The 23,564-nt window shown below is 55.0% G+C and carries 19 protein-coding genes and 1 tRNA gene; 3 read left to right on the top strand and 17 right to left on the bottom strand.

Features of this window, described 5'->3' with window-relative positions; all coding sequences use genetic code 11:
• Nucleotides 1-169: 169 nt before the first annotated feature.
• The gene (locus HYS22_07575) at nucleotides 170-943 is read right to left on the bottom strand and encodes a hypothetical protein (protein MBI1910011.1); all 774 of its coding nucleotides are present in this window, start codon (nucleotides 941-943) and stop codon (nucleotides 170-172) included.
• A 249-nt stretch (nucleotides 944-1,192) separates the two neighbouring features.
• Between HYS22_07575 and HYS22_07570 the strand changes: the two genes are divergently transcribed.
• On the top strand, nucleotides 1,193-3,277 hold the full coding sequence (locus HYS22_07570) for a thrombospondin type 3 repeat-containing protein (GenBank protein ID MBI1910010.1): 2,085 nt from the start codon (nucleotides 1,193-1,195) through the stop codon (nucleotides 3,275-3,277).
• 156 nt (nucleotides 3,278-3,433) lie between these two features.
• Here the strand turns inward: HYS22_07570 and HYS22_07565 are convergent, their stop codons facing one another.
• Nucleotides 3,434-5,431, bottom strand: a complete 1,998-nt coding sequence (locus HYS22_07565; GenBank protein ID MBI1910009.1) for an APC family permease — start codon at nucleotides 5,429-5,431, stop codon at nucleotides 3,434-3,436.
• A 59-nt stretch (nucleotides 5,432-5,490) separates the two neighbouring features.
• Between HYS22_07565 and HYS22_07560 the strand changes: the two genes are divergently transcribed.
• Nucleotides 5,491-6,495 carry an AI-2E family transporter gene (locus HYS22_07560; GenBank protein MBI1910008.1) on the top strand — a complete coding sequence of 335 codons (1,005 nt, stop codon included), beginning with the start codon at nucleotides 5,491-5,493 and terminating at the stop codon, nucleotides 6,493-6,495.
• Here HYS22_07560 and HYS22_07555 read toward each other — a convergent pair.
• From HYS22_07555 to HYS22_07530, 6 genes are read right to left on the bottom strand one after another with little or no spacing between them, the layout of a single operon-like run.
• Complete coding sequence (locus HYS22_07555) at nucleotides 6,481-7,863, bottom strand: aldehyde dehydrogenase family protein (protein ID MBI1910007.1); 1,383 nt, start codon at nucleotides 7,861-7,863, stop codon at nucleotides 6,481-6,483. The genes HYS22_07560 and HYS22_07555 overlap by 15 nt on opposite strands.
• A gap of 5 nt (nucleotides 7,864-7,868) precedes the next feature.
• Entirely contained in the window at nucleotides 7,869-8,639 is a 771-nt protein-coding gene (locus HYS22_07550; protein ID MBI1910006.1) for a gamma-glutamyl-gamma-aminobutyrate hydrolase family protein, read from the bottom strand.
• Nucleotides 8,636-9,784: an iron-containing alcohol dehydrogenase gene (locus tag HYS22_07545; GenBank protein ID MBI1910005.1), complete on the bottom strand. Its 1,149-nt coding sequence runs from the start codon at nucleotides 9,782-9,784 to the stop codon at nucleotides 8,636-8,638. Before HYS22_07545 ends, HYS22_07550 begins: the two co-directional genes overlap by 4 nt.
• Nucleotides 9,784-11,127, bottom strand: a complete 1,344-nt coding sequence (locus HYS22_07540) for a glutamine synthetase (protein MBI1910004.1) — start codon at nucleotides 11,125-11,127, stop codon at nucleotides 9,784-9,786. The genes HYS22_07545 and HYS22_07540 overlap by 1 nt, the downstream gene beginning before the upstream one ends.
• Nucleotides 11,124-12,476, bottom strand: a complete 1,353-nt coding sequence (gene eat / locus HYS22_07535) for an ethanolamine permease (protein ID MBI1910003.1) — start codon at nucleotides 12,474-12,476, stop codon at nucleotides 11,124-11,126. Before eat ends, HYS22_07540 begins: the two co-directional genes overlap by 4 nt.
• Nucleotides 12,463-14,754, bottom strand: a complete 2,292-nt coding sequence (locus HYS22_07530; protein ID MBI1910002.1) for an aconitate hydratase — start codon at nucleotides 14,752-14,754, stop codon at nucleotides 12,463-12,465. Before HYS22_07530 ends, eat begins: the two co-directional genes overlap by 14 nt.
• A 63-nt stretch (nucleotides 14,755-14,817) precedes the next feature.
• Between HYS22_07530 and HYS22_07525 the strand changes: the two genes are divergently transcribed.
• The gene (locus tag HYS22_07525) at nucleotides 14,818-15,453 is read left to right on the top strand and encodes a YwiC-like family protein (protein MBI1910001.1); all 636 of its coding nucleotides are present in this window, start codon (nucleotides 14,818-14,820) and stop codon (nucleotides 15,451-15,453) included.
• A gap of 8 nt (nucleotides 15,454-15,461) precedes the next feature.
• Here HYS22_07525 and HYS22_07520 read toward each other — a convergent pair.
• From HYS22_07520 to HYS22_07480, 9 genes are all read right to left on the bottom strand, one after another.
• Nucleotides 15,462-15,533 (bottom strand) — tRNA-Gly (locus HYS22_07520).
• Nucleotides 15,534-15,652: 119 nt separating this feature from the next.
• Entirely contained in the window at nucleotides 15,653-16,144 is a 492-nt protein-coding gene (locus HYS22_07515) for a hypothetical protein (GenBank protein ID MBI1910000.1), read from the bottom strand.
• 73 nt (nucleotides 16,145-16,217) lie between these two features.
• Nucleotides 16,218-17,876, bottom strand: coding sequence for an STAS domain-containing protein (locus HYS22_07510; GenBank protein ID MBI1909999.1), 1,659 nt, complete (start codon nucleotides 17,874-17,876; stop codon nucleotides 16,218-16,220).
• Nucleotides 17,877-17,914: 38 nt separating this feature from the next.
• On the bottom strand, nucleotides 17,915-18,319 hold the full coding sequence (gene ndk, locus HYS22_07505; GenBank protein ID MBI1909998.1) for a nucleoside-diphosphate kinase: 405 nt from the start codon (nucleotides 18,317-18,319) through the stop codon (nucleotides 17,915-17,917).
• Between the two features lie 8 nt (nucleotides 18,320-18,327).
• Nucleotides 18,328-19,230 carry a succinate--CoA ligase subunit alpha gene (gene sucD, locus HYS22_07500; protein ID MBI1909997.1) on the bottom strand — a complete coding sequence of 301 codons (903 nt, stop codon included), beginning with the start codon at nucleotides 19,228-19,230 and terminating at the stop codon, nucleotides 18,328-18,330.
• Nucleotides 19,231-20,388, bottom strand: coding sequence for an ADP-forming succinate--CoA ligase subunit beta (sucC, locus tag HYS22_07495; protein MBI1909996.1), 1,158 nt, complete (start codon nucleotides 20,386-20,388; stop codon nucleotides 19,231-19,233).
• A gap of 66 nt (nucleotides 20,389-20,454) precedes the next feature.
• Nucleotides 20,455-21,198: a succinate dehydrogenase iron-sulfur subunit gene (gene sdhB, locus HYS22_07490; protein ID MBI1909995.1), complete on the bottom strand. Its 744-nt coding sequence runs from the start codon at nucleotides 21,196-21,198 to the stop codon at nucleotides 20,455-20,457.
• On the bottom strand, nucleotides 21,198-22,946 hold the full coding sequence (sdhA, locus tag HYS22_07485; GenBank protein MBI1909994.1) for a succinate dehydrogenase flavoprotein subunit: 1,749 nt from the start codon (nucleotides 22,944-22,946) through the stop codon (nucleotides 21,198-21,200). The genes sdhB and sdhA overlap by 1 nt, the downstream gene beginning before the upstream one ends.
• On the bottom strand, nucleotides 22,947-23,549 hold the full coding sequence (locus HYS22_07480; GenBank protein ID MBI1909993.1) for a succinate dehydrogenase: 603 nt from the start codon (nucleotides 23,547-23,549) through the stop codon (nucleotides 22,947-22,949).
• Nucleotides 23,550-23,564 lie beyond the last annotated feature (15 nt).

The following is a 23,564-nucleotide window of genomic DNA, read 5'->3' as shown; positions in this document are numbered from 1 at the left end:
GATTTCTAGGCAAGGTGATTGAACTCTTCTACTTGACGCAGACGAGATTTCCTTCTGTAATTCTGATGAATTAAAAACCAAAAAGGGCGGTCCACCTGAAGGAGGACCGCCCTTGATCAAACTACTTTAACGAGCTTATTCAAATGTACCTGCAGGAGGTCCAGCAGGACTAGAGGTCGGGCGTGCCCCCTCCTGTCGCCCCCCCTGAAGAGCCGCCATCAAGGTTAAACCCAAGGACTAACATCGCTCCGTACTGTCCTTGCAATTCGAACCCGGTGCTCCCGCCAGCGGCGATACCACCACCCACCTCAGGCCTCACGGTAATTGACACAACATCACCAAAAAACCCTAGATCGACCGCACCGACCACCCCCAAATTCCATGGTTTTGCGGTATCAGTCGTTGTCGTTGATCTGTCCTTAGCCGTCGTTGCCTGAGAATAGGTCCGGGTTTCTGGGGCTGTCCCCGCACCGGCTCCTGCCGGCTGGCGTCCCCCGGGCGCCGGTACCCGTCCACCCGATTGAGTCCTGGCACCCATGTCATAAGAGGCATCCTGGGGATCAGTAACAGTCCCCTCAGCCGCCGGTGCCACAGTTGTCTTCCCTGGAACCGTTGTCGTTTTGATTAAATCATCAGGGTAGTATCGGAAACCGGTTTCAAAAAACCCTAAAAACCGGGCACCCCATCCTTTGGGTCTGGCCTGCTGACCACCAAAACGGGCCTCAAAAAGGCCAAACCCTCCATCACCAACCAAACCGAATCTACCAAACTCCAGACCTGCAAAAGTATTTTCTCCTAAGGGACCTTCGCCAACATTCAGATCGATGGCCAAGGTCTGAAGAGGCAGGTCGGTTGTCCCCATCACATGGCTATCGTTAAAGCCGGTCATACCGGTTCCATGAACCATCGAGGTTGATACCGTCAATTCTTGTGGACCAGCCATAACTGCCTCCTTATAGAGTAAGACCGCTTAACCGTTTCATGCCTATTATCGTTCCCCCCGGACCATAGTTGCTAATAATTTTAGTTTTTAGGAGAAATGTCCCCCCCTCCTTTATATACATCTTAAATAGGTCCTGGAGAGGACCCTGCCGATCCGGCCTTCGTCCTTTAATTTTTTTAGCAACCTTCCCCTGCCCTTTCCGATAATCCTGTTAGAGCAATGAACTATTCATTGTCAAAGGAGTCTACCATGAAGCTTAAACGATCTAGCGTCATTATGATCTCGGCAATCCTGCTGGGACTAATCGGGCAACCAGAGGCGAACGCCTTCGAGTTTAATCTCATCAAGGCCCCTCTCAACCGCCTCTACTCCTTTATTGGGAAGTTCAGCTCGGTCGGAAAGGTAAGCTCCTTCTTGGAAGAGGGCGAATGCGCCGATGGGGCAACCAACATCTTCAGAGACGGTGAAGACGGCGGCCCCAGGGATGTCTGCGCCATTGACGGGGATCACCTGGCCACAGCGATCGGCTACTTCAACAACCAGACCTATTGTTTTGAGGGAGATACCGACTTGACCACGGTCAAGCCGGTTGTCTTTTTTGATACAAAGCCAAACACTGTTACCCGTGATGAATTGGCCGGCGGGACTCCACCCAACTGTACGGATGAGGAGATCACCGTCACTGTTACGGAACCGTTTGTGATTAGTGGGGAGAATGTCGGGGATGATATCTGTGTTTCAGCGGACTGTCGTCGGACCGCCAAAGCGGGGTTGACAATCTCCGGTTTCCTCTCCAAGACAACGATTGATGCCATGGAGTACCTGACCGCCAACCCAGAGGGTTGCGTCTTTGACATCCGGGGGGAGGCTTCAAACTACCATACTTTGGCCTACCTCACGATTCTTGTCCCAGAGGGAGATGGGGTCAAAGACCATATCGTTTGCGTGGATGGTGCACCCCAGGCGGTAGACAGCTTAAGAAATCCATATACGAGTGCCAAGATGTTTTTAGACCCCTCCGTTGTTATTATGCAAGAAGGTGTTGCGGATGCGGATGGAGATGGGGTTGAGGATTCTGTAGACCAGTGCCCCGGTTCCAACCCGACGGAACGGATTGATCCGGCGACCGGTTGCCCGATAGCGGCCCCCGGGACCGGCTGTGCGGCCGATGATGCCGACCAGGGGGATACCGATGGGGACGGCGTCAAGAACTGTGAAGACCAATGCCCCGCCGAAGCGGCCGGAGCAACACCGGATCCAGCACGACCTGGTTGCCCGACAGGGACTAACCCGGGTGGCAGCAACGTGCCGAACTGTGTCTCCAGTGCCCCGACGGTGACCACGACAGAGACAGGGATTGCTGTCAGCGCCACCTATACCGCCCAGTTTGCCTCCAGCATCAAGGTAAGCGGCGGCTCGGCAACAGCGGTTGAGGCGGTCTGCCCCAATCAGGCTGATGATACCTGTTCGATTATCTTTGAAACCAGTTTTGCCCCAACACCGGGTGGAGACCAGGCGATTGAGTGCGAAACGAAGGATGACAACGGCGTCTCCCATATCCAGTCATTCCCTGTGGCGATCGCTGTCACCGGGGGGGGCGGTGGTGGAGGGGGCAACGGGGCCCCAGCCTGTCTCCCGAACGATGAGACCTGTGACTCGGATGGTGACGGCTTGAACAACGGGCAGGACAACTGTATCAACGTCCCGAACCCGGACCAGACCGATACGGACGGAAACGGCGTCGGCGATGCCTGCGTGCAGGCGACTTCTCTTTCCGACCTGGATAACGACGGCCTGACCGACTTTGATGAAGACCTCTGCGGGACCGACAAGAACAAGGTCGATACCGACGGCGACGGACTGGATGATTATGAAGAGTGCACCTCTCCGTTGTACCCAAGACTCTGCGCCCTGAATTCCGACTGCGATCTGGATGCGGTCTGCGACGGCGGGGCCGAGATCCCGAACGTCTGTAAAACGGGACCGGACAACTGCCGCATCGTCAAGAACGAGGGGCAGGAGGATACCGGCGGGATTGAAGGGTTGGGCGATGCCTGTGAAGGGGATATCGACGGCGACGGCATCTGCGACGGCGTTGACCCGATTGAAGGACTCTGCACGGAGGGACCGGATAACTGCAACATCGCCAATCCGGATCAGGCGGATGCCAACGGGAACGGGATCGGCGACGTCTGCGACGGTCTGCCAGCCCTGACCGCGGATAGCGGTTGTGGTTGCACGATCGGCGGGAGTGCCGCTCCTGGAATGCAGGGCTTCGGGATGATCCTGATCGGTATGGGCCTTGCCCTAGTCCGCAGGATGAGAAAACGATAATGTCCGAGGCGCCTCAAGCGGCGCCCCTACAAATTAAAACCCCCTCGGGATGACCGAGGGGGTTTTTTATTTTCTAAATCAACAAGTTGCACGCGTGCCTGGCACCAAAGGGGGGGTCTGGTGCCAGGCACCAGGCGAACTCATGAATAAATAACATTATAATCTAATCGGCAGGATCACGACCGGAATCCCCTGATTATAGAACCGTCGCTGGACCGCAAAGATCGTGTAGTTGTGGAGCCAGCGGGAAAAGAAGGAATCGTGCGGGAAGACCAACTGCCCCCCAAAGATGACCGCCTCCGGAAAACGCTCCATGACCTTTGGCATCAGACCGGCAACCTGTTCCACCACATCGGTCCCCAGAGACGAAACCGCCTCCGCGTTGTATCCGTGCCGCTTCATGAAGGCGACATACCGTTCCGTCTCCCTCTTGACCTTGGCCTCCAATTGGGCAATCTCCGCCTCCCCCTTGAAGACACCGGCATCGATGACACCCACCTGGATAAAGAGATAATTCTTGAAAACCTCTCCAAAGAGACGGATCACGCTAAAGAGGGTATGAAGACCCAGTCCGTTAAAGCCGTTTACCAGAAATACGGCGGTCTTGGCCTGCGGGTCGAGGGTCTCCCCGGATGACCTCTTTCGGGCTAGGGTCGGGTCTGTCTTGGTGGTAGTCGCCTCCGCCGCCTCAACAAGACTGTCCAACCTCTTGAGCATCCTCCCCGCCTGATCATAATGGCGCCGGATAGTAACCACCAAGGTCACCAATCCCCCCGTCACCAGCAGGGTTATCCAGCCCCCTTCATAAAACTTGATCAGGGTGACCGAAACGAGGATGAACGCCGTCAACCCGAGCCCAACACCACTAATCAGAATCTTCTTCTTCCAAACCCTTTCCCTGGAACGGAAGAGCCACCAGTGCCGAACCATCCCCAATTGGGATAGGACGAAGGTAATAAAGACGTTAATACTGTACAAGACAACCAGGAGCCTGACTGAACCCCCTGTAAAGACCATCGTCACGAGGGCCGAAGTCCCCATGAGAAGGATCCCGTTTTGCGTCACCAACCGGTCGGAGAGCATCGTAAAGCGTGTTGGAAACCAGCGATCGAGTGCCATGTTGGACAAAACCCGCGGGCCATCCAGAAAACCGGACTGGGCCGCCACAAAAAGGATCGACGCCTCTGAAACAAGAGCGGTCAGAATAAAAGTGCGGCCGATCCCTTCCCCCCAGGCCTCCGAGATCCTGTTGAAAAGGACGGCGTTCAAGGTCTTGCCCTGTTCTGGAGCCACACTGTAGAGGAGATAAGCAATCATCAATCCGACAACGGTCAGGGCGAGTGAAACCGCCATGTAGTTCATCGTCTTCTTGCCAGTCTGGACCCTCGGTTCGCGGAGGATCGGAAGACCATTACTGACCGCCTCAATACCGGTGAAGGTCCCGGCCCCCATGCTATAGGCCCTCATCACCAGAAACAGGATTCCCAAAAAGCCGATCTCGGCCTGTCCCCTCTGGATTGTTTCCACCGTCGCCTGCACGACACCGGGAAAATCAAAGAGATGCGTCACAATGGCGTAGGCGATGGCAAAAAAATGAGTGATGACAAATATCAGAAAGATCGGGGTCCAAACCACCACCGATTCACGAATACCGCGCATATTGAGCAGGGTCATTCCAAGAAGGGCAACCAAGGCGAATTCCAGCTTGAAAGGATACCAGGCCGCTGGCAGAAAGCTAAACAGGGCGTCCGCGCCGCTCGCCACGGAAATCGAGATCGTCAGGACATAGTCAATCAGCAGGGCGCAACCGGAGACCATCCCCAAGGTCGGATTGAGCAGTTTGCTCGCAACCAGATAGCCCCCGCCTCCGGAAGGGAAGAGTTCGATGATCTGCGAATAACTGGCGCTGATGACAAAGATGGTGATAGCCGAGGCAAGGGCGACGAAAATCCCCAGATGGGGATGCCCTTGCAGGGCCAAGAAGGCCTCTTCGGGACCGTACGCCGAAGAGGAGAGGCCGTCCGCCCCGAGGCCAACCCAGGCAAAAAAGGCGATGAGCGACATCTTGTGAAAGACGGAATGGTCGTAGGGATTTCTGGCACTCCCCAGGATGAGCCGCTTGCAACTCTGCCAGAAGGTCCGTTCTTGGGGCATAAGGGAATCAGGCCACTTGTTTCTTGCAATACTGAATATTGATTGTTATGGCAACTTAAATGTCTGAACGGATCTCGTTTCTGACCCTTCTCGCCTTCCTTTGTCTGGCGGTCCTCTGGCTCTTTCGCCCTTTTCTCTCCGTCATCCTGCTGGCGGCAACATTCGTCATCAGCCTCTGGCCGCTCTATGCCTCGCTCAACCGGCTGTTCCGGGGACACCGCTGGATCGCTTCATTCGTCGTCACCCTGTTTCTGGCGCTGGTCCTGATTTTTCCAGTCGCCTTTGTGATCAGCCTGGTCATTGAACAGGCGGTCGCCCTCGCCCATTTCCTCCCGGAAACGATGCAGGCCTGGCTCCCCCTCGTCAAGGAGTACAGCCACCGGTTCAACCTTCCGATCTCGTGGGAGGCGATCCTCCCCCAACTGGTGCAACAGGGGGCCCAGTTTGTCTCCCAGTTTTCGCCAAAACTCCTGATGCAAACCACCCAGTTCCTGCTCAATTTTGCCCTGACACTGCTCCTCGTCTTTTTCCTGTTTATTGAAGGACCTGCACTCTATGAAAATTTGCTACACCTCTCCCCCCTCAAGGAATCCTACGAGACTCACCTTTCCCGGGAGATCCGCAACACCCTGAACGCCTGCCTTTACGGCTACATCCTGACCGCCATCTCCCAGGGGATATTGGCCGGCATCGGCTTTACAATCGCCAAGATCCCGATCGCCGCGCTCCTGGGGGTGGCTACGATCGTCACCAGTTTCATCCCGATCATCGGGGCGGCCGGGATCTGGATCCCGGTGACGGTCTATCTCCTTCTCACCCAGCAGTGGGGAATGGGGATTTTCCTCGGACTCTACGGGGCTCTGCTGATCTCGGGAATTGATAACCTGATCAAGCCGCTCATCATCCAGGGGAAAACGCGGATCCACCCGTTTTTGATCTTCCTCGCCATCTTCGGCGGCCTGCAGGCCTTGGGGCCGGTGGGACTGCTCGTTGGCCCGATCATCGTCGCCATTTTCCTCGCCTGTGTGAAAATTTATAAAAAGGATTTTTTAGAGCAGACGTAGGTGGTACGCCTTGGGTTTCACAAAGGCCTGTATCCCCAAGAATGAAAGTGTGGAACCGATCCCTGAATTTTTCCGCCCGGACCACGGGAGGTAGGGGCTAACCCGATCGCAACAATTCCAATAACCGGTCCCGGCATTGATCTGTCTCAAAATCTTCTTGGCCCTCTCCTCACTACCGGAATAAACGGAGGCGGTGAGGCCATATTCGGTATCATTCATGAGTTGGACCGCTTCTTCATCCCCCGAAACTCTTTGGATCCCGATGACAGGGCCAAAGGTCTCTTCCTTCATGAGGCTCATCTTGTGATTCACCTCAGTCAAGACAGTCGGTTCAAAAAAACCCCCCTTCTTCCCCCACCGTCGGCCACCGGTCAAAACCTTCGCCCCCTGGCCGACCGCCTCCCGGACCTGTTTTTCGAGAAACTGGAGATGGGCCGGGCGGGCCAGAGGCCCTTGGGTCGTCTCCGGCTCGAGCGGATTGCCAACCTTGAGACGGCCAACCCCTTTTAAAAAATTTTCAAGAAACCGATCATAAATTTTTTGGTGGACATAGATCCTTTCAACGGCGCAACAACTCTGGCCGTTGTTGTAAAAAACCCCTTCGACCGCCGCGGCGGTAACCTTGGCGAGATCCGTGACATCCTCGGCGACATAGAGGGGGTCCTTCCCGCCAAGCTCCAGCCCGAAGGGGACCATCTTTGACGCCACTTCACCGGCAATAAACCGCCCGGTCCGGTAAGAACCGGTAAAGAAATAACCATCCAGAGGGAGATCCAAAAGGGCCTGGCCGACTGGAGCCCCTCCAACCACAATTTGAAAGGCCGATTCCGGCACACCCGATTCCCACAAAAGCCGGGCGATTTCCAGTCCGGTTAATGTGGCATACTCAGAGGGCTTGTAGAGAACAGCGTTCCCGGCGATCAACGCCGGGACAAAAACATTGACACCGACAAGATACGGATAGTTCCAGGCGGAAATGTTGGCGATAACACCCAACGGTTCAAATTCAAGGGATTCGGTCATCCCCGGCTCTTCATGCACCACCCTGGATTTTAGAATTTCTGCAGAGTGGTCCAGAAAAAACTGGATGCGGCTCCTGGCCCCTGCAATCTCATTCAAAGACTCCCGGATCGGCTTTCCCATCTCATTAGTCAAAATGCGGGCCAGTTCCTTTTTATTTTTTTCCAATTTTTCTGAAAATCGGGCCAGGCGCTGAATACGCTCCTCCAAAGGAACCTGCCGCCATGACTCCAAACCTTGGGTGGAGCACCCCCTCCGTAAAACTGATTCCTTTTTTCGCAAACTTTCAGCGGAATCTTCGGAAAGTTCCCGGATCAACTCTTCTGTGGCTGGATTAAAGACCTTCATGATCGCTAAGCGGAACCCTTCACCTTTTTCAAAAAATAATCGTAGAGAGGCTCCGGCCGGATCACCTGATCCTTCAGGGTATGCGAAAATTCCGGGTGCCACTGGACGCCAAGCACCAATTTTTCATCCGGCTTCTTGTAGGAAACCGCCTCCACCAGCTGGTCCTGCGGGGAGATCGCCTCCACCAGAAGATCCTTGCCCAGATCCTTGATCCCCTGATGATGGACCGAATTGACCTCCGTCGCCTTGTCCTCCTTGTAAACCTTGCCCAAAAGGCCTCCCGGCTTCCACTCAATCCGGTGGTGGACATGGTCATACCGCATCGCATCCCGATGAACGAGGGCCCCTTCCTTTTGGGAAGCGATATCCTGATAAAGCGTCCCGCCAAAATAGACGTTGATCAACTGGCAACCGCGGCAGATCCCCAGAACCGGCTTGTCCTGGCGGACGGCATAGTCTAAAATTTTCAGTTCATAGGCATCTCTCTCCGGGTCGCCGGGCCACCGCCCCTTGGAGGCCCCTCCCTGCCTGATCGGCTCTTCACCATACGACTGGGGGGCGATATCGCTCCCCCCCTGAAAGACAAAACCATCCATCGCCTCCAGAAATTCCTTCAGGTTCTCCTCTGCCAGATTGGGGATCAGGATCGGCAAGATGCCGCGTCTGGAGAGATACCGGGCCATGTCGCTTTCAAGATAGGTCAGCGTCTTCAGGCCGAAGACCGTCCGGCCGGGATCCGGGTAGAGAAAACAGGCGGAGACACCAATTTTAATCATAGGGCCACCCGGTAGATTTTCTGAAAATCGGACTCCGTCACCGGTTTCGGATTGCACTGATGGCAAACATCCTGAAAAGCGAGCCGTGAAAGAGGACCGACATCCTTCTCCCCCACCTTCTGGGAAGAGAGGCGGAGCGGGAGATGAATCTTTTCGTTCAACTCTCCTAAGTATCGGATGAGCGTTTGGCTCCCCGGGTCGGCAAGATTGAGGACCTTGGCAATGTTGGCCAGACGCTCCTCACAAACATCGGCATTGAAGGCAACACCATGGCGCAACATGATGGCATTAGCCAGGCCATGATGGAGGTCAAAAAGGGTCGAGAGCGGGTGGGCCGTTGAATGCACCACCCCCAACCCTTTCTGAAAGGCAACAGCCCCCATCATAGCCGCCACCATCATCTTGCTACGGGACTCCAGATCCGGCTTGTTGACCGTCCTCACAAAACTCTCGCCAATCAGGCGGATCCCCTCCAGGGCGATTCCGTCGCAGATTGGATGAAACCCCCTGGCCAGGTAAGACTCCATGTTATGGGTCAGGGCATCCATTCCGGTCGCCGCCGTGATGACGGGGGGAAGTTCCATCGTGAGCCCCGGATCGGCAAAAACTATTCTGGCCATCAGTTTCGGTGAAAAGAGGATCTTTTTCTCGTGGGTGGCATCATCGGAAATGACGGTCGACCGACCGACCTCGCTCCCGGTGCCGCTGGTCGTCGGAACGGCGACAAAATACGGGATCTCTCCGGTGACCAACCGCTCTCCCCCTTGCGAGTCTTCATAATCAAAAAGGTCCCTCGCATGGTTGACCTTGAGGGCGATGGCCCGCGCCACATCCAGCGAGGCCCCCCCGCCGATCCCGACGATGGCATCACAAGCCGATTTTTTATACTGACCCACCCCTCCCAGGACATCGCTCTTGACCGGGTTCTTGTGGATGCCGGAATAGACTTCGACCCCAACACCGGATTTTTTGAGTGAGGCGATAACTGTTTGAAACAGCGGAAGCAGGGCGAGACCAGGATCAGTCACGACGAGGGGACGACGAACCCCCTTTTCTTTCAAGTGCGGTCCCAACTCCTCAATCACCCCTTTGCCAAAACGGATGAGGGTCGGAAAATTAAACGTGTATCGTTGGTTCCAGTCCATCAGATCACCTCGAAGTATCTCTTCAGTTCCCAATCGGTCACCGCCTTGGAATACTGCCGCCACTCCCACTCGCGGGTCTGGCAGAAATGTTTCACAAAGACTTCCCCAAAAAGTTGGGTGGCCATCTCCGAGTTCTTCATCGCCACGGTCGCCTCTTGAAGATTCCTCGGCAAAGGCGCCGCCTCTTTGTTGGAGTAGCCACTACCAACAGTCTTCGGGATGGTCAAAGCCATTTTCTTTCTGATCCCATAAAGACCGGAGGCGAGACAGGCCGCAATCGCGAGGTAGGGGTTCACATCCGAACCGACGACACGAAACTCAATCCGGGTTGCCTCGGGGGAACCTTTCAAGACACGAACGGCGGTCGTCCGGTTATCAACCCCCCAGGTCGCAGTCGTCGGGGCCCAGGCCCCTTCGACAAGCCGTTTGTAACTGTTCACGACCGGGGCAAACATTGGCATGAGGTAAGGAAGGCAATGGAGTTGCCCGGCGAGATAATTTTTCATCAAGGGACTCATACTGTCCGGATCCCTGGCATCGTAAAAAACATTCTGCGTCTTTTTGGCATCCCATAGGCTTTGGTGAAGATGGCCGCCGCAACCGGGGAGGGTTTCATTCCACTTGGCCATAAAGCTGGGGGTGATCCCGTGACGGGCCCCGATCTCTTTCACAGCCGTCTTGAAGAGGGTCGCCCGATCGGCCGCCTCCAGGGCGTCGCTGTAAAGGATCGCCGCCTCATAGACACCGGGCCCGGTCTCGGTATGAAGCCCCTCAATCGGGATTCCAAACCGCCCCATGAAATCAAAGAGGTCGTTATAAAAAGGACTCCTCTGTGAAGCGCGGAGGACCGAATACCCAAACATGCCACCGGTCATCGGGATCGGGTCCCCGACAGCCCCTCCCGACTTGAAATTAAACCACTCAAACTCCTGGGAGAAGACTGGGGAAAACCCGATCTCACTCGCCTGCCGGATTATTTTTTTCAAAAGATTGCGGGGACAGATTTCAAGCCCTTCCTCTTTCTCATTCCTGAAATCAGCCAGAAAAAATGGGATCTCATGATCCCACGGGACCCGTCGATAGGTCGAAAGATCGATCCTCGCCTTCGCATCCGGGTAACCGGTATGCCACCCCGTAAAATCGGCGTTATCGTAGAGGGTATCCAGCATGTCCCACCCAAAGACGACATCGCAGAAACCGAAACTCTTTTCCAGGATTGAAAGGGCCTTGTCCCGATGGATCACCTTTCCCCTCAAGACACCGTCGATATCAACAATGGCCAGTTTGACCTTTCCGGAAGAATACTCGCGAAGTTCACGAATAATCTCTTCTTTGGTTTTCATCCGTTCTCCTCAACAAGGATGCCGCTTTTTCGAAAAAGCTGAAAACCGGCGACCAAAATTCCCATGATCGAAAAATAGATCAGCGCCAGTTTGACGTTATAGAAGATCATCGCCAAAAGAGAAACAGAGGCAATCAAAAAAGCAATGAACGGGAAGAGCGGATACCCCGGTGTCCGGAAGGGACGCGCGAGCTGGGGTTCCCTCTTTCTCAACTGAAAGAGGGAAACCATGGAAATAATATAAAGGGTCAACGCCCCGAAACAGGAGAGGGTGATGATTTCCCCGGTTTTTCCCGTCAAAAGGGCCAAGATACCGACCCCCATATTCGCCAAAAGCGCCTTGGCCGGCGTCCTGAAACGGGGGTGGGTTTCCCCCAGCGAACGGAAGGTATAACCGACACGACCGAACTCGAACGTCGCCCGGCCAGCCGCCAGGATGATCCCATGAAAAGAGGCGATCAGACCGAAAAGACCGATCGTGATCAGCAAGTGATAGAAGAAATGATTTTGTCCAACAACCTGCGCCAAGGCCAAGGGCAAGGGGGAATCCGATGGGATCGGCCCCGCCGATGGGATCGCCCCGGGCACGGCATAAACGATCCTCTCCCAGCCCCCCACACCGACAGAGCCCAGAAAGGTCAGGATACAAAGGACAACAAGCGTTCCCATCGCCGAACTGAACCCTAACACAATATTTCTCTGGGGGTTCACCGTCTCCTCCGCCACGTTGGCCACCCCTTCAATCGCCAGAAAAAACCAGATTGCAAACGGGATCGCGGCAAAAACCCCTTTATAACCGAATGGCAGGGAGTTTTGGGTCAGATGACTCCATTCCAGATGGGGTAATGTAATACAGGCGAAAATCAAAAGTTCGATCACGGCAAAAATCGTAATCCACAATTCAAATGAAGCGGCCGCCTTAACACCATAGATGTTCAGGGCCGTAAAAACAAGATAGACAAAAAGGGCGATCCCGATAACCGGAATCTGCGGGAAGAAGAGGTGAAAATAGGCGCCTATTGCCGCGGCGATCGCCGGTGGGGCAAAGACGAATTCAATGATCTGCGCCAGACCGCCGACGAAACCCCAAGTTGGTCCCAAGGCCCTCTTGGCATAATCGAACGCCCCACCCGCCCGCGGGATGGCGCAGGCTAGTTCCGCATAGCCGAAGGTAAAGGTAACATACATCAGGGTGATAAAAAGCGTCGCAATGGCGAGGCCTAAAGTCCCCCCTTGGGGGAGCCCGAGGTTCCACCCGAAATACATGCCGGAGATGACGTAACCAACGCCTAATCCCCAGAGCATGACGGGTCCTAAAACCCGCTCCAGTTTTGCCTTATTCTCGGCCATACCACCCTCCCTGCCGACTCCGAATGAGATTGAGAGCGGAACCGGCCTTGAACCAGGCGATCTGTTCCAAAGAAAGGGAATGATGGGCGGCGATTTTTTCTTCTTTCCCATCCCTGTGATGCAACAGAACAGTCACCAGACAGGCCGGTTTTAACTGAGAGAGCCCTATAACACTCACCCGATCCTCTTCCTGGACCTTGTCGTAATCACCGGGATTCGCAAAAGTGAGCGGCAGGACCCCCTGTTTTTTGAGGTTTGTTTCGTGAATCCGGGCAAAACTGCGGGTGATGACAGTGGCACACCCCAGAAACCGCGGGCTCATCGCGGCATGTTCGCGGGAACTCCCCTCCCCGTAATTTTCGTCCCCCACCACCACCCAGCGGATTCCCCGCTTTTTGTAGTCGCGCGCAATCTCGGGAAACGATTTTCCCCCTTCGCCCGTCAGGAGATTTTTTCCCTTCCCCGCCTCGCCGGTAAAGGCACTGATCGCCCCGGTAAACATATTATTGCTGATGTTATCCAGATGCCCTCGGAATTTGAGCCAGGGCCCCGCCGGAGAGATATGATCCGTCGTGCATTTCCCCTTCGCCTTGAAAAGAAGCGGCAGTTTTTCAAAATCCTTCCCATCCCAGGCGGGAAACGGCTCCAACTTTTGCAAACGCTCGCTCCCCGGCCTGATTTTGACCTCAATTGATGAAGGATTCTTCGCCGGCGCGAGGTAACCGGACCTGGCCCGAACAAACCCCTTTTTGGGGATATCGTCTGCCTTGGCGGGGGCTATCAGCCGCCATTTTTTTGCCCCTGCCGTCAATTCGTCCGTGAGGGGATTAAAATCAAGGCTCCCCTGGAGTGCCATCGCGACAACCAGTTCCGGGGAACCGATAAAGGCGTTAGTTTCGGGATTCCCATCATTCCGTCTCGGAAAATTACGATTATAAGAGGTTAAAATGGAATTTTTCTCCCCGGCCTGGGTATCCTCCCGCTTCCATTGACCGATGCAGGGACCGCAGGCATTGGCCAAGACCTTCGCACCAATCGCCTCGAGGGCCGCCAACTGCCCGTCCCGCTTGATCGTTTCAAAGACCTGTTCCGAACCGGGGGTAACCAGCAAGGGGGTTTTGACCTTGGCCCCGTGAGCCGCGGCCTGACGGGCGATATCGGCCGACCGCTCAATATCTTCATAGGAAGAATTGGTGCAACTCCCGATCAGACAATAGCGGAGGGCCAACGGATACCCCTGGACCTTGGCCTCCTCTCTCAGTGCGGAGATCGGTCTTGCCAGATCCGGCGTATGGGGTCCCACAACGTGCGGTTCCAGACGATTCAGATCAATCTCGATCAGTTCATCAAAATATTTTCCGGGGTCCTTTTCCACCTCCGGGTCGGCCCGGAGGAGAGTTTTTCGCTTTTCGGCCAGTCCCGCAATCTCTTTTCTCTCAGTCGCCCTCAAATAGTCGGCCATCCGTTTGTCAAAAGGAAAAAGGGAGGTGGTCGCCCCCAGTTCCGCCCCCATGTTGGTGATCGTCCCCTTCCCCGTACAGCTGATCGATTCGCAACCGAGCCCGATATACTCAATAATTTTATTCGTCCCCCCTTTGACAGTCAATTTTTCGCAGACCTTGAGGATGACATCCTTGGGGGAGGTCCAGCCGTTCAGTTCGCCGGTCAGGAGAACCGCTACTCTCTTCGGAGCAAGCACCTCCCAGGGGAAGCCGGCCATCACATCGACCGCATCCGCCCCGCCGACACCGCAGGCGATCATTCCGAGCCCACCCGCATTCGGCGTGTGGGAATCGGTCCCGATCATGAGGCCCCCCGGAAAGGCGTAGTTTTCCAAAACCACCTGATGGATGATGCCGGATCCCGGCCTCCAAAAACCGATCCCATGTTTTTGAGACGCACTTTCGAGAAAATGATAGACTTCTTCGTTTTCGGTGAGGGCGGTTTTGAGATCACTCGCCGCCCCGGCATGCGCACGAATCAGGTGGTCGCAGTGGACCGTTGTCGGGACAGCGGTTTCGAGCCTCCCTGCCGACATAAATTGCAAAAGCGCCATCTGGGCGGTCGCATCCTGCATCGCCACACGATCCGGCCGGAGGGAGAGAAAACTTTTCCCTGGAATCAAATCCTCTTTTTCCGGATTGTCGAGATGACCGTAGAGAATTTTTTCGGCAAGGCTCAAAGGACGCCCCAGCCGCTTGCGAACTATTGCAAGGTTCTTCTCCATCCTCTCATAGGCCTGGGCCACTAGCTCTTGGGTGGTTTCAATCGGCGGCATCGCGGCCGACCCTATCAGAATGATTCTTGATTTCAAGGCTGTTTCAATGGTTGGATGATGAAGATGAAGAAGATCCTTTTCCCCAATGAACATGGCGCCTGGGGGATGTTGACCGTTGCTTTTCTGATCGGTTGGCTCGCCACCCCCGATTTTTCACTTCGTCCCTGGTTCCTCGTTCCCGCCGCACTCGGCGGTTTTCTGGCCCGCTACCCCTTGGGGATCTATTTCAAAAAAAAGAGGGTCGCCCGGTCCCTTCAGATCCCGCTTTCCCGTGAGAAAAACTGGTTCTGCCTCTACTCCCTTTTCACCTTTCTTGTTACCATCCCCCTGTTCTACCCGCTCGGGTGGTTCTGGCTCCTCCCGCTGGTGATGGTTTCGTTTCTCTCCTTCGTGGGGCACCTCGTCGCGATCGTTCAAAGAAAGGAACGGACCTTTTTTGTCGAGTGGTCGGCGATGGTCGGCCTTTCCACACTGGTCCCGGCGGCCGCCTATGCCTCCATTCTCCGTTGGAGTCTTCAACCGATTATTCTCTGGGTGCTCTTTATCGGCTACTACAGCTGGCGGATCGGTGCGATCCGGAAGAAAGTGGCCGAGCGGAGGGAAAAACCGGTGGATTTGAGGAAGATCGGCAAAAGGGAGCTTTTTTACTCCGGGCTGTTCGTTCTAGCGATGATTATCGCAAGCCGGATTTTTGACTAGAAAAAATAAGCGGGAGACGGGATTTGAACCCGCGACCCTTAGCTTGGGAAGCTAATGCTCTACCCCTGAGCTACTCCCGCATGTTGAACAAAGGCTACTTCATGCAGACTCTGTGATTACAGGCGGGGGTCCTGCTTTTCGCTTTGTAGGACTCCCGCAACCGGGAGCTCGTTGTAATCGAAAACCCCACTGGAGGCAATTATTTTCTTGCAGGACCGGTTGGTGGTGTTGGAGGCGGGGGTGGAGTGGTTTCCGCTTGGGCCTTCCCAAGAATCACCTCCCGCGCCCGGACAACTTTTGCCGGATCGATGGGGCCTTCCCTTTTCGTTTCCCTATCAGGGCATCCATGGATACTTTTTATTCCGAAGTCAGGCTTCAAGTCTGCCTGCAGGAAACTGCTTGGATCAGCACAATCGGTTGTCGTCTTGCTCGTGACACTCCCATCCGGTCTCACATAAACATCAACCCGGACCCCTGGAGGATCTGTATCTTTCCTCCTTAATGAATCAGCGTGGACCTCGATCCCACCATCGGGGGTGGCCTCAACTGTGGAAAACGGGGGGATGCTGACTCCCAGTTCCCTTCCCACCCGTGTTGCCAGATCACCATCAAGAAAATCCGGTGGGGTGAGGGCTGACAGATCTATAGAAAGGCCTTCCCCTTTTTTTGGCCCTGCTGGTGGAGCTCCCATAGAACCTCCTTTGATGGTAGGATCATTTTAACAAAAAGGGGGGGGTGTCGACAACAAGAAATTTCTACGCCTTTCATTTAATCAAAGAAACCTTCGAGGCTTCTTCAAGCGCCTCGTCGAGGCTTCCCAACACATTTTTTTCTCCAAACTCGGCCAGAAGCCCGGACTGTTCCATCGCCATCAGCGGTTGGGCATGGATCCCGCAGAGGATCAGATGAACTTTGTAACGGAGGCATTGTTTCCTTAAATCCTTCAAGGCACGCAATCCGGTCGCATCCAGCAGCAGAACATGCCGCATCCGCAGGATCATCACCGGCGAGGGGTTCTTGCCAATCTCCATCATGTCCCGAAAGAGTTCGGAAACCCCAAAAAAGAAGGCCCCCTCCGCCTCATAGACATCGACCCCTTCAGGGATGGTCCGCTGGCTTGTGGCATCTTCCGCCTCACGAAGATCGGTCTCATCAAGGTCATCATCCAACGCCTCTTTGACTTCCCGAACACTGGTCACGTCGGTCATCCTCTTCATGAAGAGGATCAGGGACAAGAGCATCCCAACCTCAACCGCCACGGTTAAGTCCACAAAAACGGTCAGCAGAAATGTGGTGAGCAAAACCGCGAGATCCATTCGCGGCCCGCGAAGGAGCGCCTTGAACGCCCTCCACTCACTCATATGGTAAGAAACAATCACAAGGATGGCGGCCAACACACAGAGCGGGATCAGACGGGCCCAGTGGCCGAACAAAAGGACAATCACAAGCAAGGTAGCCGCATGGATCATCCCTGCCACCGGCGTCCGCCCCCCGTTTTTGACGTTGGTCGCGGTCCTCGCAATCGCACCGGTCGCCGGGATCCCTCCAAAAAACGGGACTACGACATTGGCGACCCCCTGAGCAATCAGCTCGGTGTTGGAACGGTGTCTCCCCTCAATCATCCCATCGGAAACCGTCGCGGAAAGGAGTGATTCGACCGCCCCCAGCAAGGCGATAGTAAAGGCGGGACCGATCAGGTTTTTCATCTGCACAAAAGAAAACGCCGGCCACTGGGGCGACGGCAAGGCCGCGGGGAGGGACGAAAAACGGGAACCGATCGTCTCCACCGGAAGGTGAAAAACTTGCACAAGGGCGGTAACGACCAGAATGACGATGATTGACCCCGGGATTGGGATCTTCCGGTTCAAGCGAGGCCAGAAAACCAGGAGGGCTATTGAAAAAAGGGAGAGGGACAGGGTTACCAGATTCAAAGAGCGAAATGTTTCAAGATAGACCTGCCATTTTTCCATAAAATCAGCGGGAAGGGTTCCGGTCTTAAATCCGAAGAAGTCGCCGATTTGCGAGGAAAAGATAACGACGGCAATCCCGGAGGTAAAACCGACCGTCAGTGGGTACGGGATAAACCGTATAATCGCCCCCATCCGGAGACACCCCATTAAGATCAGGATGACGCCGGCCATTACGGTGGCGATCATCAAACCGTCAACGCCGTAGAACTGGACAATCTGGTAAACGATCACCACAAAGGCCCCGGTCGGCCCACCGATCTGGACACGGGATCCCCCAAAAACGGAGATCAAAAAGCCGGCAATAATCGCCGTGGTGAGACCGCGGTCAGGAGAAACGCCGGAGGCGATGGCAAAGGCGATCGCCAGGGGAAGGGCCACAATCCCGACGATCAAGCCGGCGGAGAGATCCCCCCAAAACAGGGAAACGGAATAATTCCCCAAGGCCGAAACCAGTTTGGGGAGAAAGAGAGGCTGTTTCTTTTTTTGAAGGTTCACTTGAAAAAGTAAGCGACTTCAACCTTGGCCGTTTCCGGCGCATCCGAACCATGAACGATATTTTGTTCGATGTTGTCGGCAAAATCGGCGCGGATCGTCCCCTTCTCCGCCTTCTTGGGATCGGTCGCCCCCATCAAGCCGCGCCAATGGTTAATCGCTCCTTCTCCTTCCAGACAGGCCACCACCACAGGACCCGACGTCATAAACCGGATGAGACTTTGAAAAAAAGGCCTCTTACTGTGAACCGCATAAAACCCTTCCGCCTTTTTCTGATCCAGTTTGAGCATCTGGAGGGCCGTAACCTTCAGGCCCGATTTTTCGATGCGGGCCAGGACCTGGCCGATCAAATTTTTCCGGACGCCATCCGGTTTGATGATGGCGAGTGTACGTTCAAGTGACATTTGTCCTCCTATAAAATGGCTTTCAATTCTTTCCCAATCTCTGTCACCGCCCGCGCCACCTTGACTCCAGCCGATTCCAACGCCGCAATCTTTTCCCTGGCCGTTCCCTTGCCACCGGTGGGACCGGTCCTACCGGTGGGACCGGCCCCGCCGGTAATAATCGCCCCGGCATGTCCCATCCGCTTGCCGGGAGGGGCTGAAATCCCGGCGATGAAACTGACAACCGGTTTTTTCAGATTCTTTTTGATAAAGGCGGCCGCCTCTTCTTCCGCGGTCCCGCCGATCTCACCGATCATCACGATCGCGTCGGTCCCCGGGTCTTCATTGAGGAGCTTGAGACAATCAACAAAATTGGTGCCGTTCACCGGATCGCCGCCGATCCCGATACAGGTCGACTGACCCAAACCGATCCTGGTCACCTGATCGACCGCCTCATAGGTGAGCGTCCCGGAGCGGGAAACGATCCCGATCCGTCCCGGCCGGTGAATAGACCCCGGCATGATCCCGATCTTGCACTCCCCCGGTGTAATGATCCCGGGACAGTTTGGTCCGATGAGACGCGTTTTTTTTCCTTCCATGTGCCTCTTCACAGAGACCATGTCCAGAATCGGGATCCCCTCGGTGATGCAAACAACAAGATCCAAGGAGGCATCGACCGCCTCCTTGATCGCCCCCGCCGCAAACTTTGGAGGGACATAAACGACAGAGACCGTCGCCCCGGTTTGCATCGAGGCCTCCTTGACGGAATTAAAGATCGGGATTCCTTCAAACTCCTGTCCCCCCTTGCCCGGCGTCACCCCGGCCACCATCTTTGTCCCATAGGCAACGCACTGCCGCGTATGAAACTGTCCGGTCGAACCGGTGATCCCCTGGGTCATGACCTTCGTGTTTTTGTTGACGAGTATCGACATCTATTGTGCCAACCTCACAATTTTCTCCGCCGCCTGATCCAGATTATCAATTGAAATCAGATTTAGGCCTGACTCATTCAAAATCTTTTTACCTTGGTCCACGTTGGTCCCTTGCAGGCGGACAACGACCGGCACCCTGAGGGTGACCCCTTTTGCCGCGGCGACAACCCCACCGGCAATGGTATCGCACTTCATGATCCCGCCAAAGATATTGACCAAAACCCCTTTCACCTTCGGGTCGGCCAGAATAATCTTGAAGGCGGCCGCCACTTTTTCCTCCGTCGCCCCGCCGCCAACGTCCAAAAAGTTGGCCGGTTCGCCACCATGGAGTTTGATGATATCCATCGTTGCCATCGCAAGCCCCGCCCCATTCACCAGGCAACCGATTTTTCCGGAAAGACTGATGTAAGAGAGATCCTGTTTTTTGGCCTCTATCTCGGCCGGGTCCTCTTCATCCAGGTCCCGCAAGGACTCATAGTCCGGGTGACGGAAGAGGGCGTTGTCATCGAAATTAATCTTGGCATCGAGCGCCAGCAGATCCCCCTCTTGGGTGACAGCCAACGGATTAATCTCAGCGAGCGAACAATCGGCCTTCAGATAAGACTCATAGAGAGACCCCACGAAAGAGACAAATTTGGGGGTTAGTTTTCGATCCAGACCCAGTTTGCGAGCGACCTCTTCCGCCTCGCCGGGATTGACTCCAACAACAGGATCGACAGGCATCCTAAAAATTTTTTCTGGATGTTTGGAGGCAACCTCTTCAATCTCCATCCCCCCTTCGGCGGAGGCCATGATCGTAACGCGGGAGTTGGTCCTGTCCAGCACCAGACCGAGGTAGAGTTCACGCGCAATCGCGCACCCCTTTTCAATCAGGAGTTTTTTGACAATCTTCCCTTCAGGCCCGGTCTGGGGAGTCACCAGTTTCATCCCTAAAATCGCCTTGGCGTATCCCTTCGCCTCCTCCAGGGTCTTGGCCAGCTTGACCCCGCCCCCTTTGCCTCGGCCACCAGCATGAATCTGGGCCTTGACCACCACCGGCATCCCCAAACCTTCGGCAATCTTGACCGCCTCACCCAAGGAAAAGGCGACGCCGCCCGGTGACACCGGGACGCCGTACTTTTTCAAAATCTCTTTACCCTGGTATTCGTGAATCTTCATAAGAGCAAGTTACCAAAAGTTAAGGGGCGGGATCCCCCTTCCGCCCCTTCCTTATTTTTCTTTTCTTTAATCCCCTAAAATCTTTTTGAAGATCCGTCCGGTCATCTGCCGTTCCACATCGGCGATGGAAACGGTGAGCGGGATCTCCTTTGGACAGGCCCGCACACAGTTTTGCGCGTTGCCGCAATCGCCGATCCCCCCTTTGCCCATCAGGGCATCGAGCCGGTCATCCTTGTACATCCTCCCGGTCGGGTGCATATTGAAGAGCCGAACTTGCGAAATCGGCGCCGCCCCGATGAAATCGGACTTGTCGTTGACCTGAGGGCAGGCCTCGAGGCAACAGCCACAGGTCATACAACGGGAGAGTTCATAGGCCACTTCCTGGTCTTTTGGACTCATCCTCGGACCGGGGCCAAGGTTGTAAGTCCCATCGATCGGCACCCAGGCCTTGACCCTCTTCAAACTCTCGAACATCACGGAGCGATCGACACGAAGATCCCGAACGCAGGGAAACTTGCTCATCGGTTCGAGCGTGATCGGTTGGGAAAGTTTGGCAACCAGTGTGGAACAGGCCTGACGGACTTTTCCGTTGATCAACATCGAACAGGCGCCGCAGACCTCCTCCAGACAGTTGGAGTCCCAAACGACCGGCGCGGTCTTTTGCCCCTTGGCGTTGACCGGATTCCTCTGAATCTCCATCAAGGCGGAGATCACATTCATCCCCGGCTTGTACTCCACCTGAAACTCCTCCCAGTGGGCCTCCGCCTTCGGCTCTTCACGCCTTTTAATTTTGAAATAGACCATTTTCATTAGTCGTACTTCCTCGGCCTTGGTTTAATATACTGAGTGTCCACTTCCTCATACGTAAACTCCGGACCGTTCGGCGTATGGCGGGCCTTGGTGGTCTTCAGCCAATGGGCATCATCCCTGTCCGGAAACTCCGGCTTGTAGTGGGCGCCGCGGGACTCATTCCGGCGGAAGGCCCCTTGCGTGATGACGCGCGCCAAGACCAGCATGTTGTAGAGTTCACGCGCAAAAATCAATTCATTATTCGCCCAACCGGTTTTGTCCGGGAGTCCGATGTTTTTGTACCGTTCCATCAGTTCCTGAATTTTGTCATCAGCCTTGGCCAGTTTTTCGTTATAACGGATGACAGTCACATTCTCCGTCATCCATTCCCCCAAAGTTTTATGCAGAAGGTGCGGGTTTTCAGAACCGTCGGCCGTCATCAGCCGGTTACTAGCCTCTTTTTGTTTTTTCAATTCCTCTTCAAAGAAGCGCCCCGGGGCAGCATCCGACCCCTTCTTCATCCCCTGGGCATACCGGACGACAGAACCGCCCGTGACAATACCGGCGTAGATACAGGACAAGAGGGAATTAGCCCCGAGCCGGTTCGCCCCATGATATTGGTATTCACATTCCCCCGCAGCAAAGAGTCCCGGGATATTGGTCATCTGGTTAAAGTCGACCCAAAGCCCCCCCATCGTGTAGTGAACCGCGGGGAAGATCATCATCGGGACCTTCGTCGGGTCTTCACCGACAAATTTTTCATAAATTTCCAGAACGCCGCCCAGCTTGGCCCTCAAAATTTTTGGGTCGAGGTGGGAGACATCCAGGTAAACCTTCGGCTGGCCATCGATCCCGAGCTTGAGTTCGTAGACCACCTTAAAGATCGCCCGGGTCGCCACATCGCGCGGGACAAGGTTGCCATACTTCGGATACCATTCTTCCAAAAAGTACCATGGTTCGGGTGAACCACCCTTTCCTTCCTTGTAAACCCAGACCCGTCCCCCCTCACCGCGGACCGATTCAGAAATCAAACGAAGTTTGTCTTCGCCCGGAACGGCGGTCGGGTGAACCTGGATAAACTCCCCATTGCCGTAAAAGGCCCCCTGCTGGTACGCCATCGAGGTTGCCGTCCCGGTGCAAACCATCGAATTGGTGCTCTTCCCGTAGATGAGACCGACCCCGCCGGTCGCCAGAATAACCGCATCCGCCCTGAAACTCTCTGTTGCCATCGTGGCGATGTTGATCGCCGTGATCCCGCGACAGGCCGGCTCGTTATCCAAAACGAGGGAAAGCATCTCCCACCCTTCGTACTTTCGGACCTTTCCCTCCGATTCAAAACGGCGGACCTGTTCATCCAGGGCATACATCATCTGTTGGCCTGTCGTCGCCCCGGCAAAGGCGGTCCGGTTGTAGAGAGTCCCGCCAAACCGGCGGAAGTCGATCAGCCCCTCCGGCGTCCGGTTGAACATAACCCCCATCCGGTCCAACATAAAAACAATCCCGGGACCCGCTTCACACATGTTTTTGACAGGAGTCTGGTTGGCCAGAAAGTCGCCGCCATAGATCGTGTCATCAAAATGCTGCGCCGGGGAATCCCCTTCCCCCTTCGTATTCACGGCGGCATTGATCCCCCCTTGGGCGCAAACCGAATGGGAACGACGAACCGGGACAATGGAAAAGAGATCGACCGTCGCCCCGGCCTCACAGGCCTTGATCGTTGCCGAGAGACCGGCCAAACCGCCGCCGACAATAATTATTTTTGGTGCCATTTAAACGAACCTCAATAAAATTGCGAATCCTAACGCCGTCATCAGGACAAAACCAAACATCGAGACAGCGGAAGAAACCTTCTGAGCCTTCGGGCCGACGGTAATCCCCCAGGTCACGAGGAAACTCCAGACCCCGTTGCAAAAATGAAAGGTGACCGACGTGATCCCGATCGCATAAAACCAGAACCAGAACGGCTGGTGAAGCGTGTCGCTCATCTTCTGAAAGGTCATCTCCTCGTGGGCGAGCCAGGTGGCAATCCGGGTGGTGTAACTGTGGGTCGCAATGAAAACAACGGCGATCACCCCGGTTGCCCGCTGCAGAAAGAACATCCAGTTACGGAAATAGTTGTAGGAAGTGACATTGTTTCGCCCTCGGTAAACAATCGCCAGCCCCAGGACAATGTGCAAAAAAATCGGGAGGTAAATCGTGGAAAGTTCAATCAGCTCCACCATCGGCAGACTGGTCAGAAATTCCGAATGTTCATTGTACGCCTGCGCGGAAATAAAGACGTAAGAATTGGAAAAGAAATGTTGGAGCAAAAAAGCGCCGATCGGAAAAATCCCGAGGAGCGAGTGAATCCTTTTGACGACAAAATCAGACATAAAAGTTGACCCTTC

It is taken from the genome of Deltaproteobacteria bacterium (assembly GCA_016177765.1).
In the GTDB taxonomy this organism is placed as follows: Bacteria; UBA10199; UBA10199; order JACPAL01; family JACOUP01; genus JACOUP01.
This window is presented reverse-complemented; position numbering and strand designations above follow the sequence as displayed.